The 14151-nt window shown below is 38.1% G+C and carries 13 protein-coding genes and 1 pseudogene; 7 read left to right on the top strand and 7 right to left on the bottom strand.

Annotation, left to right across the window (positions count from 1 at the left end; genetic code table 11):
- Positions 1-25: 25 nt before the first annotated feature.
- The 3 genes and pseudogenes from RG565_RS01255 (at position 26) to RG565_RS01245 (ending at position 2663) form a co-directional block, all read left to right on the top strand.
- Complete coding sequence (locus tag RG565_RS01255) at positions 26-889, top strand: cation diffusion facilitator family transporter (RefSeq protein ID WP_247936894.1); 864 nt, start codon at positions 26-28, stop codon at positions 887-889.
- Between the two features lie 321 nt (positions 890-1210).
- A pseudogene (locus RG565_RS01250) lies at positions 1211-2215 on the top strand (LPXTG cell wall anchor domain-containing protein); the annotation flags it as partial.
- A 4-nt stretch (positions 2216-2219) separates the two neighbouring features.
- Positions 2220-2663 carry a hypothetical protein gene (locus RG565_RS01245; RefSeq protein WP_247936892.1) on the top strand — a complete coding sequence of 148 codons (444 nt, stop codon included), beginning with the start codon at positions 2220-2222 and terminating at the stop codon, positions 2661-2663.
- Positions 2664-2941: 278 nt separating this feature from the next.
- Here the strand turns inward: RG565_RS01245 and rpmG are convergent, their stop codons facing one another.
- Positions 2942-3091, bottom strand: coding sequence for a 50S ribosomal protein L33 (rpmG, locus tag RG565_RS01240; RefSeq protein WP_003026692.1), 150 nt, complete (start codon positions 3089-3091; stop codon positions 2942-2944).
- A 15-nt stretch (positions 3092-3106) separates the two neighbouring features.
- Positions 3107-3289 carry a 50S ribosomal protein L32 gene (rpmF, locus tag RG565_RS01235; RefSeq protein ID WP_003026691.1) on the bottom strand — a complete coding sequence of 61 codons (183 nt, stop codon included), beginning with the start codon at positions 3287-3289 and terminating at the stop codon, positions 3107-3109.
- 228 nt (positions 3290-3517) lie between these two features.
- Between rpmF and hisS the strand changes: the two genes are divergently transcribed.
- From hisS to RG565_RS01215, 4 genes are all read left to right on the top strand, one after another.
- Positions 3518-4798 (top strand): histidine--tRNA ligase, encoded by a 1281-nt coding sequence (hisS, locus tag RG565_RS01230; protein WP_247936891.1) that lies wholly within the window; start codon positions 3518-3520, stop codon positions 4796-4798.
- An 80-nt stretch (positions 4799-4878) separates the two neighbouring features.
- A complete protein-coding gene (locus RG565_RS01225; protein WP_247936890.1) occupies positions 4879-5085 on the top strand; it encodes a hypothetical protein in 207 nt (68 codons plus the stop codon).
- A 119-nt stretch (positions 5086-5204) separates the two neighbouring features.
- Complete coding sequence (gene aspS, locus RG565_RS01220; protein WP_247936889.1) at positions 5205-6959, top strand: aspartate--tRNA ligase; 1755 nt, start codon at positions 5205-5207, stop codon at positions 6957-6959.
- A complete protein-coding gene (locus tag RG565_RS01215) occupies positions 6946-7881 on the top strand; it encodes a YitT family protein (RefSeq protein ID WP_003027823.1) in 936 nt (311 codons plus the stop codon). Before aspS ends, RG565_RS01215 begins: the two co-directional genes overlap by 14 nt.
- Before the next feature lie 103 nt (positions 7882-7984).
- On the opposite strand, the gene pulA is transcribed toward RG565_RS01215, so the two are convergent.
- From pulA to RG565_RS01190, 5 genes are all read right to left on the bottom strand, one after another.
- Entirely contained in the window at positions 7985-10060 is a 2076-nt protein-coding gene (gene pulA / locus RG565_RS01210) for a type I pullulanase (protein WP_247936888.1), read from the bottom strand.
- A 13-nt stretch (positions 10061-10073) separates the two neighbouring features.
- Positions 10074-11060: a LacI family DNA-binding transcriptional regulator gene (locus RG565_RS01205; protein ID WP_247936887.1), complete on the bottom strand. Its 987-nt coding sequence runs from the start codon at positions 11058-11060 to the stop codon at positions 10074-10076.
- A 10-nt stretch (positions 11061-11070) separates the two neighbouring features.
- The gene (locus RG565_RS01200) at positions 11071-11883 is read right to left on the bottom strand and encodes a DUF1189 domain-containing protein (protein ID WP_151380367.1); all 813 of its coding nucleotides are present in this window, start codon (positions 11881-11883) and stop codon (positions 11071-11073) included.
- Between the two features lie 97 nt (positions 11884-11980).
- Positions 11981-12823 carry a sugar ABC transporter permease gene (locus tag RG565_RS01195; protein ID WP_049514631.1) on the bottom strand — a complete coding sequence of 281 codons (843 nt, stop codon included), beginning with the start codon at positions 12821-12823 and terminating at the stop codon, positions 11981-11983.
- Between the two features lies 1 nt (position 12824).
- Positions 12825-14120: a sugar ABC transporter permease gene (locus RG565_RS01190; RefSeq protein WP_022526080.1), complete on the bottom strand. Its 1296-nt coding sequence runs from the start codon at positions 14118-14120 to the stop codon at positions 12825-12827.
- Between the last annotated feature and the right edge of the window lie 31 nt (positions 14121-14151).

The following is a 14151-nucleotide window of genomic DNA, read 5'->3' as shown; positions in this document are numbered from 1 at the left end:
AATGTGCGATTAGAAGGAGACAATAATGAAATCAAGTAAAAATGTCTGGATTGCATTTCTGTTAAATTTTTCGTTTGCGATTATTGAATTTATCTTTGGAGCTCTATTTAACTCCAGTGCTGTACTGGCAGATGCGGTACATGATACAGGAGATGCCTTAGCGATTGGCTTGTCGGCGTTTTTTGAAAAAATTTCCAACAGACGAGATGATAAGAAATACACACTAGGGTATAAACGGTATAGTTTGCTGGGGGCTATGTTGACCTCTACCATTTTGATAGTGGGATCTATTCTCATTCTGGTTGAAAATGTTCCCAAGCTGTTTGCGCCTGAACGGGTAAATTACGATGGTATGCTTATTTTGGGAATTTTTGCAATTGTAATCAACTTTGCAGCCAGCAGAGTTGTTAGCCATGGACATACACACAATGAATCCATTCTGAGTCTGCATTTCTTAGAAGATATTTTAGGCTGGTTGGCTGTGATCTTTGTATCCTTCATTCTTCGTTTTACAAATTGGTATTTCCTTGACCCATTGCTTTCGCTCATCATTTCGATCTTTATCTTGAGTAAAGCATTGCCTAAGTTTTGGGAAAATGTTCAAATCTTTCTTGATCACGTACCGAGTGATGTGAACTTGAATGATCTTTATGCAGAGATTCAAACAATCGAGAATATCCAAACAATCACTCAGCTAAATGTTTGGACAACCGATGGGCTAGAAAAATTTGCGATGATTCATATTTGCATGAAACATCCCGAACAACAAGCAGAAACTCAGCAGCTCATTCGCCAACATCTCAAAATGTATGGAATTACAAAAGTAACCATTCAGACAGACGAAAGTTTAGATGAGCATGAAGAATGCTGTATTGGTGAGCAACAGTGAGGGGCAAAAAGTTTAAGACAGATGTTTTAAACTCTTTATTTGTATGTTTTCTTTTTATTGTTGAAAATCTTTTATAAATTCTTGCGATTCCTGAAAAATATAGATTTGTGTTATTTTAGGATATAAGGACGAATTGTTAGAATGTATTAAAGAAGGACAAATCTTTGATATAATAAGCTTATCAAAAAGTATATGTATATGCTTGGTTTGAAAGGTTCAAAAAAAACAAACGTAGGGGTATCTTTAGCCTTTGAGTATGCTCAGGGTTATCCTAATAGTTTCATTGCAACATTTGTACTTTCCCCAACTGTTAAGAAAACGGAAACGAAAACAATCGGAAACGAACAGGAAGTAGCTAAGGCTCAAGCAACTTACGACAACTCTGTTAAGGCAGACCAAGATGCGAAAGCTAAGTTGGCTGAGGCTCAAACTAAGTACGATACTGCTATGAAGGCTTTGGCAGATGCTCAAAAACAACTCTCTGACTTGCAATCGGGTAGTGTAGATATTCCTGCTCTTGAAAAAGCGGTAGTAGATGCACAAGCACAGTTAGATGCGGATAAGGCATCATTGCAATCTGCTAAGGAAACACTTGCAGTAGCTAAGGCTAGTGCGGTTGATAAAGCCAATGCTCTTTCTAAGGCTCAGGCTGAACTTGTAAAAGCTAAATCAGAAAACTTAAAAGCTCAACAAGCTCTTTCTCAGGTTAAGGAAGAACTAGAAGTGCTTACCAAAGCTAATGGGGTAGCTAAGCAGTCTGTTGAATCTGCGACAGCTAACCGTGACAAAGTAAAAGTTCTTGCTGATGAAGCTAATAAAAAGGCACAAGACCTTGAAACAGCTTTAACTAACAAACCAGTTGTACTTAAAGAACTTAATGCTAAACTTGCAGAAGCTCAAACTAAGGCAGCAGCAGCTCGTGCAGAGCTTGAAACTGCTAAAGAAGCACTTGCTAAGTTGCAGGCAACAGCTAAAGAAAAGGTTGCTAAGTACAATGAATTAGCTAAACTTAAAGATGAACAAGACAAGGCTGAAGCTGATGCTAAACGTTTGCAAGATTTGAAAAATAAGGCTAATGAAATCCGTAAAAATGGCGGTCAGCCTAAAGAAGTCCTTGATGCTAACGGTAATGTTGTAGATGTTATTGATGCAGCGGTTAAAGAAGTGCCTACTAACTCTAAGGTAGTTCCTGTAACTTATTCACGGGTTGAAAGAAGCAAGCAGCTACCAAACACAGGCTCAAAAAGATCTATACTTGGTTTACTAGGACTTAGCCTGCTAGTAGGTCTAGGATTGGGATATAAAGGAAAACATAGAAGAGGATAGGAAAATGAGTAACACAAGAAAATTTTTAAAAGAATTTATCAGATATAATTTATCCATTAAAGGTTTTGCTGTAATGAATCAAGGGAATTACTTGAAAGCAACAAAAGGTAAAGAAAAATTTAGAATTTTACCAGTAACTAGAACAATTTCGATAGATTCTGAAACCACCACAGTTGAAGCAAACTATGATTCTGTTAAGAAATTCCAAAAATACCATAATGAAAAGTATATTGATTGTATTGCTTATGGAATAAGTAAAGTTTCAGATAATGAGATTAAGGGGCTTGAATTATTTATAATTCCTATTGCAGAATTTGAGAAATATGTCCAACCTGACCAGAAAACAGGGGATGTTCTATCTAGAGCTTCTAATCACTATCATTACAATTATGCAAAATATAGTCACCCAATCAATGAGCTTATTCATGGCTCTTGGATAAGCAAGTAAAAAAAAGAAAAATCTTCTTACAATGGTGTAGGAAGATTTTTATATTCCACAAATGATTGAAAAGACTATGCTATTCTACTTATTTTTAGGAATGAAAAAAGCCCTAAGAATCTTCTAGGACTTCTCATTCTTCGATTGTTGACTTTCTTTTTTATTTCAAAAAAGGTTGCCAAAAAGGTTGCCATAGAACTGATGTCAAATGATTTGTAATGAAATTCAATATTTCAAAAATCGCATGAAATCAAGGTTTTCAGCATGTACTGAAATGTAATGAAACCTTATTTAACTTCTGTAAACACTACATGTTTACGTAATTTTGGTGAGTATTTCTTCAATTGAAGACGGTCTGGAGTGTTACGTTTGTTTTTAGAAGTAAGGTACAAGCGTTCACCAGATGCTTTGTGTTCAAGTGTGATATTTACGCGCATGATAGCTCCCTTCTATTATTCTGCTGCTGCAGCTTTGGCGATTTTACGTCCTTTGTAGTATCCTTTGAGGGATACACGGTGAGAACGTGAGTAATCTCCAGTAGTTTCGTCAAAATGTACAGATGGAGCTGTAATTTTGTAGTGAGTGCGGCGTTTGTTTTTCTTCGCTTTTGAAGTGCGACGTGCAGGTACTGCCATTTTCTTTATTCTCCTTTTAATATAAGTTCGATTCAATCTCTTTGATTTTCATCAACTGTAATAGTATATCAAAAAAATTTTGTAAAGTAAAGTTACTTGACAGATTTTCTTTTACTTTTTGGAAAATAGCAGAGCGTGCTAGCTTTTTAGAGAAAATATACTGAAACTGTCCTCAAAATCTGCTACTTGTGGTAAAATAATTATATTATATGAATGAAGAGGAAAGCTATGAAATTACAAAAACCCAAAGGGACTCAGGATATTCTCCCTCAAGAGTCTGTCAAATGGCAATATGTAGAAGAATTTGCTCGCAAAACGTTTAAAAAATATCATTACGCAGAAATTCGCACCCCGCTATTTGAGCATTATGAAGTGATTAGTCGTTCTGTTGGAGACACGACTGACATTGTAACCAAAGAAATGTATGATTTTTATGACAAAGGCGACCGTCATATCACATTACGCCCAGAAGGAACAGCACCAGTTGTACGTTCTTATGTGGAAAATAAGCTCTTTGCACCAGAAGTCCAAAAACCAGTGAAACTTTATTATATGGGCTCTATGTTTCGTTATGAGCGTCCTCAGGCTGGACGTTTGCGTGAGTTTCATCAGATTGGTGTAGAGTGTTTTGGATCCAACAATCCTGCGACTGATGTGGAGACAATCGCCATGGCAGCTCAATTTTTCAATGAAATTGGTATTCAAGGTGTAACATTGCAGTTGAATAGTTTGGGGAATGCAGAGAGTCGCGCCGCTTACCGTCAAGCATTGATTGATTATTTGACGCCGCTGAAAGACAGTCTTTCTAAAGATAGCCAGCGTCGTCTGGAAGAAAATCCTCTCCGTGTGCTAGACAGTAAGGAAAAAGAAGATAAACTCGCTGTTGAAAATGCACCCTCTATCCTGGATTATCTAGATGAAGAAAGCCAAACTCATTTTCAAGCTGTGCGTTCGATGTTGGAATCACTAAAAATTCCTTATGTTATCAATACCAACATGGTTCGCGGATTGGATTATTACAATCATACGATTTTTGAATTTACTGCAGATGTGGCGGGCAATGAATTGACAATCTGTGCAGGCGGCCGCTATGATAGCCTCGTTGCTTATTTTGGCGGACCAGAAACGGCTGGTTTTGGCTTTGGAATGGGCGTGGAGCGCCTGCTTCTTGTTCTTGAAAAGCAGGGTGTAGTCTTGCCGCTAGAGGATAGTTTGGACGTTTATGTTGCAGTTTTGGGAAACGGTGCTAATAACAAAGCTTTGGAAATTGCACAAGCACTTCGCAAGCAAGGCTTTACAGCTGAACGTGATTATTTAAACCGTAAGTTGAAAGCGCAATTCAAGTCAGCAGATACTTTTTCTGCTAAGACTTTGATAACTCTTGGCGAAAGTGAAATTGAAAGTAACCAAGTTACCGTCAAAAACAATCACACTCGTGAAGAATTAACGGTTGATTTAAATCAGATCCAAGAAGATTTTCAAACAATTTTTGAACAACTGGGGTTTTAATTTAAAAAGGGAGAAAGCCAGTCAAATGGCTTTTTTCTCTCATAACATAGTAGAACGTTGAAGTAGAAGTGGAGAGAATAATGAAAAAAATAATCATTCCGTCTGTAATTCAGTTTCTAATTGTTTTTTTGATTATAGGAGGAATTGCCTATTTTGTAAGAGGGGATTTCTTTTTTCGGTTTTTAGCACCGATTTTTGGCTTGGCAGCAGGGCTATTGCGCTTAGCATCAAGTTATGTAGTCAAGGTTTTGCACCCCGAATTATATGACAAAGAGAATAAGAAGTGAGTCGTCATCTTCTTTTGTGAAAATATTACGTTAAGATATGAAGTTTTTAAAAAGCATATCTTCTTTTTCATCGCTTTTGTGGTAAAATAGTAAAAGAATTAAAAGTTTGGAGAATAAAAATGAAACGTTCAATGTATGCTGGGCGTGTTCGTAGTGAACATGTTGGTCAAGAAATCACTTTGAAAGGTTGGGTGTCCCGTCGTCGTGACTTGGGAGGGTTGATTTTCATTGATTTGCGCGACCGTGAAGGCATCATGCAGCTAGTTATCAATCCTGAAAATGTGGCTAAAGAAGTCATGGAAATCGCTGAAAGTTTACGAAGCGAATATGTGATTGAAGTGACTGGAAAAGTAGAAGCCCGTACGCAGGCGAATGATAAATTGGCAACGGGAGCTGTTGAACTACACGTGGAGAATCTGACAGTTCTCAATACGGCCAAAACGACTCCATTTGAAATCAAAGACGGTATTGAAGCGAATGATGATACCCGTCTCCGTTACCGTTATTTAGACCTTCGTCGTCCTGAAATGTTGGCAAATTTGAAATTGCGAGCTAAGGTAACACATTCTATCCGCAATTACTTGGATGAGTTAGAATTTATTGATGTGGAAACGCCGTTCCTTACTAAGTCAACTCCAGAAGGGGCGCGTGATTATTTGGTACCAAGTCGAGTGAACCAAGGTCATTTCTATGCTCTGCCACAAAGTCCTCAAATTACCAAGCAACTGTTGATGAATGCTGGATTTGATCGGTATTATCAAATTGTAAAATGCTTCCGTGATGAGGATTTGCGTGGAGACCGTCAACCAGAGTTTACACAAGTTGACTTAGAAACTTCTTTCCTATCTGATCAAGAAATTCAAGATATTACAGAAGGCTTGATTGCTCGAGTGATGAAAGAAACGAAGGGGATTGAGGTTAGACTACCATTCCCACGAATGAAATATGATGATGCAATGGCTTTGTATGGAAGTGATAAACCAGATACACGTTTTGAGATGCTATTGCAAGACTTGACAGATCTTGTCAAGGGAATTGACTTCAAAGTTTTCTCAGAAGCACCAGCTGTTAAAGCTATTGTTGTGAAAAATGCAGCTGACAGCTATTCGCGAAAAGATATAGATAAGTTGACAGAGCAAGCAAAACAGTATGGAGCAAAAGGACTTGCTTGGGTGAAAGTGGCATCAGGTGAACTAAATGGACCAGTTGCTAAGTTTTTGAAAGACTTGACAAGTGACTTGACAGATGCTTTACAGCTTGAAGACAATGATTTGGTTCTTTTTGTAGCGGATACACTGGAAGTTGTCAATGCGGCACTAGGTGCTTTGCGTATACGTTTGGCAAAAGAGTTGGGCTTGATTGATGAATCGAAATTTAATTACCTTTGGGTTGTGGATTGGCCAATGTTTGAATGGTCGGAAGAAGAAGGTCGTTACATGAGTGCGCACCATCCATTCACTCTTCCACAAGCGGACACAGCTCATGAATTAGAAGGTGATTTGAGCAAGGTTCGTGCTATTGCTTATGATATTGTCTTGAATGGTTATGAATTGGGGGGTGGAAGTCTTCGTATTAACCACAAAGATTTGCAAGAACGAATGTTTAAAGCCCTTGGTTTTTCTGAAGAAGAAGCTACTGATCAATTCGGTTTCTTGCTAGAAGCAATGGATTATGGTTTCCCGCCACATGGTGGACTGGCAATTGGACTCGATCGCTTTGTCATGTTGCTGGCTGGCGAGGAAAATATCCGCGAAGTGATTGCTTTCCCTAAAAACAACAAAGCAAGTGATCCAATGACTCAGGCACCAAGCATAGTTGACGCCAAACAACTTGAAGAATTAAGTTTACAAGTAGAAACTCATGAAGAAAAGTAAGATTTACAAACGATTGCGTTATTATTTGCGCCGTCTAGCCTATGATTTTAAGTTGATACGAGTACTTAAGAGTATTTCTCGTGAGAAGTACGATGAAAAGATTTCTGCTTCGCTCATTTATGGTTTTCTATCTGCGGTTGCAGTGAATCTTTTCTTTCAACCGGGACATGTTTATTCAAGTGGTGCGACTGGATTGGCACAGATTTTAGCTGCTTTAAGTACACGTTTTTTAGGATTTACTATTCCGGTTTCTGTGACTTTCTACCTCATCAATATCCCGCTGATGATTTTGGCTTGGTATCAAATTGGGCACAAGTTTACGGTATTTACTTTTATAACCGTTTCCATGAGCTCGCTGTTTATCCAGTTTGTTCCTGAAGTGAGTTTAACAAATGACCCGATTATCAATGCCTTGTTTGGTGGGGTCATCATGGGAATGGGAATCGGCTTTGCTTTGCGTTCCAATATTTCTAGTGGTGGGACGGATATTGTCAGCTTGACAGTTCGGAAGAAAACCGGCAGAAATGTGGGAAATATTTCCTTTATGGTCAATGGCATGATTATGATTATTGCCGGTGTGACTTTCGGCTGGAAATATGCACTATATTCGATGATTACGATTTTTGTGTCAAGCCGTGTGACAGATGCAGTCTTTACTAAGCAAAAGAAGATGCAGGCGATGATTATTACCAGTCATCCCGAAGAAGTTGTTGATAAAATTCATAACAAATTGCATCGTGGTGCAACCATGGTTAATGGTGCAGAAGGAACTTACAATCATGAAAAAAAGACTGTTTTGATTACAGTCATTACGCGTGCTGAATTTAATGAATTTAAACATATTATGCGTAAAACTGATCCGCATGCTTTTGTATCGGTAGCAGATAATGTTCACATTCTTGGACGTTTCGTAGAAGAATAAAATATCAGATTGGCTTGTTTAGCCAATCTGATTGTTTTTTGTTATGTGACTTTCAGTCCGTCTCGTGGTTTTTAGTGCGAGACAAATAAAACAGATGTTACGATTATTTAAGTACGAGAACTTGTTTTGCAGGAACAGTATATTGTTTTTGGATTTCCTGAATGGGGGTATCAAGGTTGATTTTTGGATATTGGATGAAGATAGCTTGTTTATCCTGATTTGGATAGCTAAATGCTTCGTTTCCAAAGTTAATGAGGATTGTGATTTGATCTTCTTTTTCTTTAATTTTATATTCGACCACAGAATCAGTTAGCCATTCGACAGAACAGTAATCTTTAATTTCTGTTCTTGTTTCCAAACTGAGGAGCGGATTTGCTTTTCTGAATTGGACTAACTGGCGAATAAAATCTACGTCTTTCTCATATTCAATGGAGCGTAGCCAATCAAGACGGTTGATGGTGTCTGGAGCATTATAAGTATTATCCATGAGGTTTTTACTGCGGAAAAACTCTTGCCCGCTATGGATGAATGGTACTCCCTGAGCTAACAAAGTAATATGCAAAGCAAGTCGTGCATCTGCTAACCGCTTATTTAGAGAGATATCTGGCTTTTTAATTGCAAAATAATCAAAAGCCGTTGCATCATCATGGCATTCTACGTAGTTGATAGCTTGCTGGGGTGCAATAAAATGTGCTGTTTCCGTTAATCCAACATTAGCCGTCAATACATTTTCTATTGTATCTATTGGTTTAGGATCTTGGATTTGACTGCCTTCTAAAATCGTTTCTTTGATTGTATTGCGGAAGTGGTCGCTGAAAAAACCATAGTTTGGTAATTGAGCGGCGTTGAATTGATGTGCAAGTCGATTGCTATCCAGTCCGGTAGCCATACGCCACCCTTCTCCATACAAATAAACATTTGGATAAAGAAATTTCAATTCCTCTGCAATCTGCTTCATGGTTTCCATATCTAGAATACCCATGAGGTCAAAGCGGAAGCCATCCATTCCATAAAGAGTTAGCCATTGTTTGAGGGAATGCTTAATATAGCTACGAACCATTGCCCGCTCACTTGCTACATCGTTCCCACAGAAAGTCCCATTTGTCAAATTGCCGTTGTGATCGTAGCGGAAGAAATAGCCTGGGACGATTTTTTCAAAAGCATAGGTTTGGGAATCGTAGACATGATTGTAAACGACGTCCATGATAACACTAATGTCGGCTTGATGATAAGTAGCGATTGCTTCTTGCAATTCAACGATTCTTGTATAAGGATCATGTGGATTCGTTGCAAAGCTACCGTCAGGAAGATTGTATTGCATAGGGTCGTAGCCCCAGTTATACACGAGTTCTGGGTGATTTTCATCAACACTGCCAAAATCATACAAAGGCATGAGCTGAATGTGGGTTACTCCAAGCTGTTTGATGTAATCCATTCCTAAAGTATGCTCTTGCAATTGCGGAGACTCTGTTAGGGATTTGAATTTACCAGGGTAAGAAAACTCGGCTTCTTTTTGCATGGAAAAATCTCGCACACTCATCTCGTAGATAACAGCTTTTGTTATTGGAATTTGTGTTGCTGCTCGGTGAATTGGGCGAGTAATTTTCTCTGGATTGACAACATAACTAACGCCAGAATTGCTTTCTGAAGATAAGGCATAAGGATCGTGTACTTCCACCCAATGACCATTCACTTTGTGTAGATAGTAATAAGCCGCCCCATCAAAATCTCCAGAGACTTCTGCTTGCCAAACTCCTTTTTCTCCGAGCATCATTGGGTAAATGTCATTTTGCAAATGAAGCAATACTTGCTCGGAAATAGGAGCCCAGAGTTTAAAAGTCGTTACTTTAGGAGTATAATGAGCCCCTAAATCGCTTCCGTTGTAGGCAAATGTTTGGTCAAAAATCGGTTTTCTCACAATATGGCGAAATTGTAAGAAAGTTTTATTGCGATCTTGGTCGTAAATCCAATAATGACTGGTTAAATCTAACGGCTCAAGAGGAGCAAGACGGTATTGCACGAAGTTGTCATGTTCTCCTACAGCTCTTATCCGTAAAGTTTCTGCACAATCAACCATTTCAATTGTAAATTGTAATGGTTCGGCATAAAATTGTTTTTCTAACTCAATAGTGATGAGATTTTGGTCATCTAAATAGGCTTGGAATGTTCGGAAAGCCATAAACTTCCTTTCTTTATCGTTCGATAATGCGATGTGGAATCAATTGGCGATAGCAAATTTGTCGATTTTCTTTGGTATCATTGATAATTTGTAGAATAGTCTTGAACGAAACCCGCCCTAGCTCTAATGTGTTAATGTCTACATAAGCTGTTAAATCAAGTTTGGGTTTAATAGAGTCAAAGGCTAGAGTGGGAACAGACAATTGATTTTCATTTAAATAATTACAAACTCCTTCTGCCAGCATACTATCTGTTGTGATAATAGCATCAATTTTTGTATCATGACTGAGAAGGCGCTTGGTAAATTGATATCCTTTGTCTTCCAAAAATTCATTTGCAAAGGCTGTATTTTGAGGGTCAAGCTCTAAGTGATAATCCTCTAGTGCTTTTTGATACCCTTTATAGCGATCTTGCGTTACAAATAGTCTTTTGTTACCACCAATAAAAGCAATATTGTGGCAGTCTTTTTTGATAAAATATTCTGTTGCATCATATCCAGCTTGGATATTGTCATTATCCACCAAAGGAATAAACGGAGAAAGCGATTTTCCTAAAATTAAGAAAGGAAATTGTTCTTCACTGACCATTTTCACTAGTGGATCATTTTCTTGAGAGTAGAGAAAGATGAGTCCGTCTACTCGTTTGCCAAGAACCATTTGGGAAATAGCTTCCATGCGTTCCTTTTCATTTTTTCCGGTTGCAATTTGGATAGCGTAGTGATGCTCGGAAGCCACCTGAGCAATTCCGCGGAAAACAGAAGGAAAGAACGGATTTTGATAAAAAGTGTCTGAATCATCAGGTAAAACAATCCCAATGACTTGTGTGTAACTGCTAACAAGACTACGTGCATTGAGATTAGGGTGATAATTCAATTCTTTCATAGCCTTGCGGACTCTTTTTTTTGTTTCATCGCTAATGCTGGATTTGTTTTGAATCACACGGGTAACGGTAGAAGGCGAAACTCCTGCCAATTTAGCAACTTCTTTAATAGTAACTCGCATAAAAAACCTCCTACTTTTTCATTTTTTCATCACGGAAATGTGTCCGATAGAAAATAATGACGAGATAAAGAACAAAAAGAATGTTCTGAATGGTAATCATAGTGGTCATGGCTTGACCGAACAATAACCCTGCTGCAACAGCAATCAAAGTTGGCAATCCCAAACAGTTCAAAGCAAAGTGATAGCATTCTTTGACTGTTTTAAAGGAGAAGAGACGGGATTTTTTCGTTAAATAAAGGAAAAAAGTAGCACCTAGAAGGACAATAAAGAAGTTTAATGCCAATAGAAATCCTGAAATCAGAACCAAAAATAGACTGACTGTCACACGATTTTGTTGGAACCAGTCTTGAGAAATGGCAGCACTCAGAGCGGCTTTATCTTTCAAAGCAGCTTGATTAATATGCTGGTATTGAATTTCTGCTAGTTTTCTTCCTTTTTTACTAATAACCAATTGCTTTGGCTCAAAAGCAAGCGTTAACTTTTCTTCTAAGGTTGTATTCTCTTTTCCAAGAAGGACAGTTCCCGTTTTGCTATTGTGAGTTGCTTGCTGGCCAGAATAGCTAAATTGATGATTTTCTATTTTAGCGTTCTCTGCAATATCAGCCATCGTTTCTTTTGTTAGCGAGTCAAAAACACCGTCTACAAAAGTGGTGAGTGGGTAACTTTTGAGTGAAGAATTTTGAATCGCAATTGGTATCATGGATAAGGAAATTAAAAAGACACTAGTGAAAATCAGCTGAAACCATGTCAGCAATTTCCGATTAGCAAAAGGCTTTTTAAAACCATAAATACTGGAAAAATAATTAAATGGATAAGGTAACATAAGCGTTTCTTTCTAAAAAATTATAATCAGGTGATAGCTAATAAAATTAAATTTATTAGCTATCATACAACTATAAATAAAAGAGGGTGGGACAAGATTATCCCTTGTCGCCACCACTTGTTAAACCAGATACAAAGTTCTTTTGTAGGAAGAAGAATAAGATACAGATTGGCAAGGCAATCAAGATAGCACCTGCTGAGAAGTAGGCAATCTTCAAATTCTTCACATCACTAACAAAGGTTTGTAAACCAACAGCAACTGTATAGAATTCTTTTTCACGAAGTAAGAAACTAGATAAGATATAGTCTCCGAATGGTCCCATGAAAGCCCAGAGAGCTTGTACAGCAATCATTGGACGAACGAGTGGCAGTACAATTTGCCAGAAGCGTCTGAAGTGACCAGCACCGTCCAATTTAGCGGACTCATCAAGCGAGATAGGTACAGTATCAAAGTACCCTTTCATGAGCCAAGCGTTCATTGGGATACCACCGCCGACATAAAGGAAGATGAGGAACCAACTGTGGTTGAGCGCATTTAACATCAAAGCCATAACGAAGAAGGCAGTAAGGGCTGCCATTGTTGGTACCATTTGAATGATTAAGAAGAAAACCAAACTTTGTTTTCTAGCGAGGAAATTATAACGGCTATAAGCGTAACCAGCTAGTACAACTATACTTGTTTGGATAATCATTGTCAAGATGGCAATGATTAAGGTGTTAAAGTACCAAGTACCGTATAGAGTTTCGGTAAAGAGCTTGCTAAAGTTTTCAAAACTGAAATTAATATCAGTATCCAACTTGAACGCAAGGACATTCCCTGTCTTGAAAGCGGACATAATCGTGATCAAGAGAGGATAGATAATGATAATAGATAAAGCCACTAAATAGAAATAAGTTAGGAAGTGGTTTAAACGGCGTTTAAATTTAATAGAATTATTCATCTTACACATCCTCCATATCAAATGCATGTAGTTTCTTGAACGCAATCATGGAGATTGAAATCACGATAAGAGAAATGATAAGTGTTACCGCAGCAGCCATTGAGTATTGAGGAGCTGCACCTGTCGTTAAACGATAAATCCATGAAATGAGGATGTCAGTCGAACCTGCACCACCACCAACTGTACCAGGACCGCCATCATTAAAGAGGTACATGATAGAGAAGTTGTTGAAGTTGAAAGTATACTGACTGATGAGTGTAGGGGCAGCAACTGCTAAAATCATTGGGAAAGTGATATTGCGGAATTTTTGCCATGCATTTGCACCATCAATGTAAGCTGCTTCGTAAAGATCGTTTGGAATGGATTGCAAGATACCAAGTGTCAATACATAGATGTAAGGGAATCCAAGCCAACCTTGCATCATAATTAGAGCAATTTTAGTCCAGGTTGGATCTGTTTTCCAAGGAATCAGATGTCCATTTAAGAATGGCAAAACTTTACCAAGAAGCGGAATGACTTGGGTATTGATCGCACCGATACTATCGTTGAACATGTTACTGAAAGTTAAGATAGTGATAAATGCTGGGACAGCCCAAGGCAGTAGGAAGATAACGCCGAAAATGCGTTTTCCTTTAATAAATGGTTGGTTTGCAATAATAGCGGTAAAAATACCAATAACGATTTGGACAGTTGAGGCAGTCAGTGCCCAGATAATAGTCCAACCAAGAACGGCTCCAAAAGCAGAACGGAAAGTGCTAAGTCGCCAAATATTAGTGAAGTTTGTCACGCCAACCCAATCCAAGAGCTTGGTTGGAGGCAAATGTTGGAAATCATAGTTTGTAAAGGCGATTAAAAGAGTGACCAATACAGGGAAAATGATAGCAAAAGTCATTGCAATATATGAAGGAATAATCAATAGGTAAGGAAAACCATTAGCGTAAATTCCTTTTAACATATCTTTGAAAGTCGTAGGAACTGGATAATCATTATTCCAACGTTTCGCAATAGTATAAGCATCTTTTAAATTGAGAGCATAAAAGATGAAATAAACAATGACAAGAATAAAGTGGAATGCACCACGAATCAACATGAAAAGAGAGTTATCGCGTCCAGGCACCTCACCGAGAGTAATTAAGTTTCCTAACTCAGGAGCAGCAATGGCGAAAAAGTAAATCAAAAATAAGATGGTAACTCCTAAAAAGATAGCCCCTTTTGCTTTTTGTTTATTATAAATTTGCCCAAGTCCTGGGATGAGGGAGAGCAGCAATGCTTTACGTGGCTGTTGTTGTGTAGTCATCAGAGTCTCCTTTTTCTAAAATATAGAACTC

It is taken from the genome of Streptococcus sp. IsoGale021 (genome assembly GCF_031142795.1).
In the GTDB taxonomy this organism is placed as follows: Bacteria; Bacillota; Bacilli; order Lactobacillales; family Streptococcaceae; genus Streptococcus; species Streptococcus hominis.
Note: the sequence above shows the minus strand (reverse complement) of the source record. Positions and strands in the feature narration are given on the sequence as shown.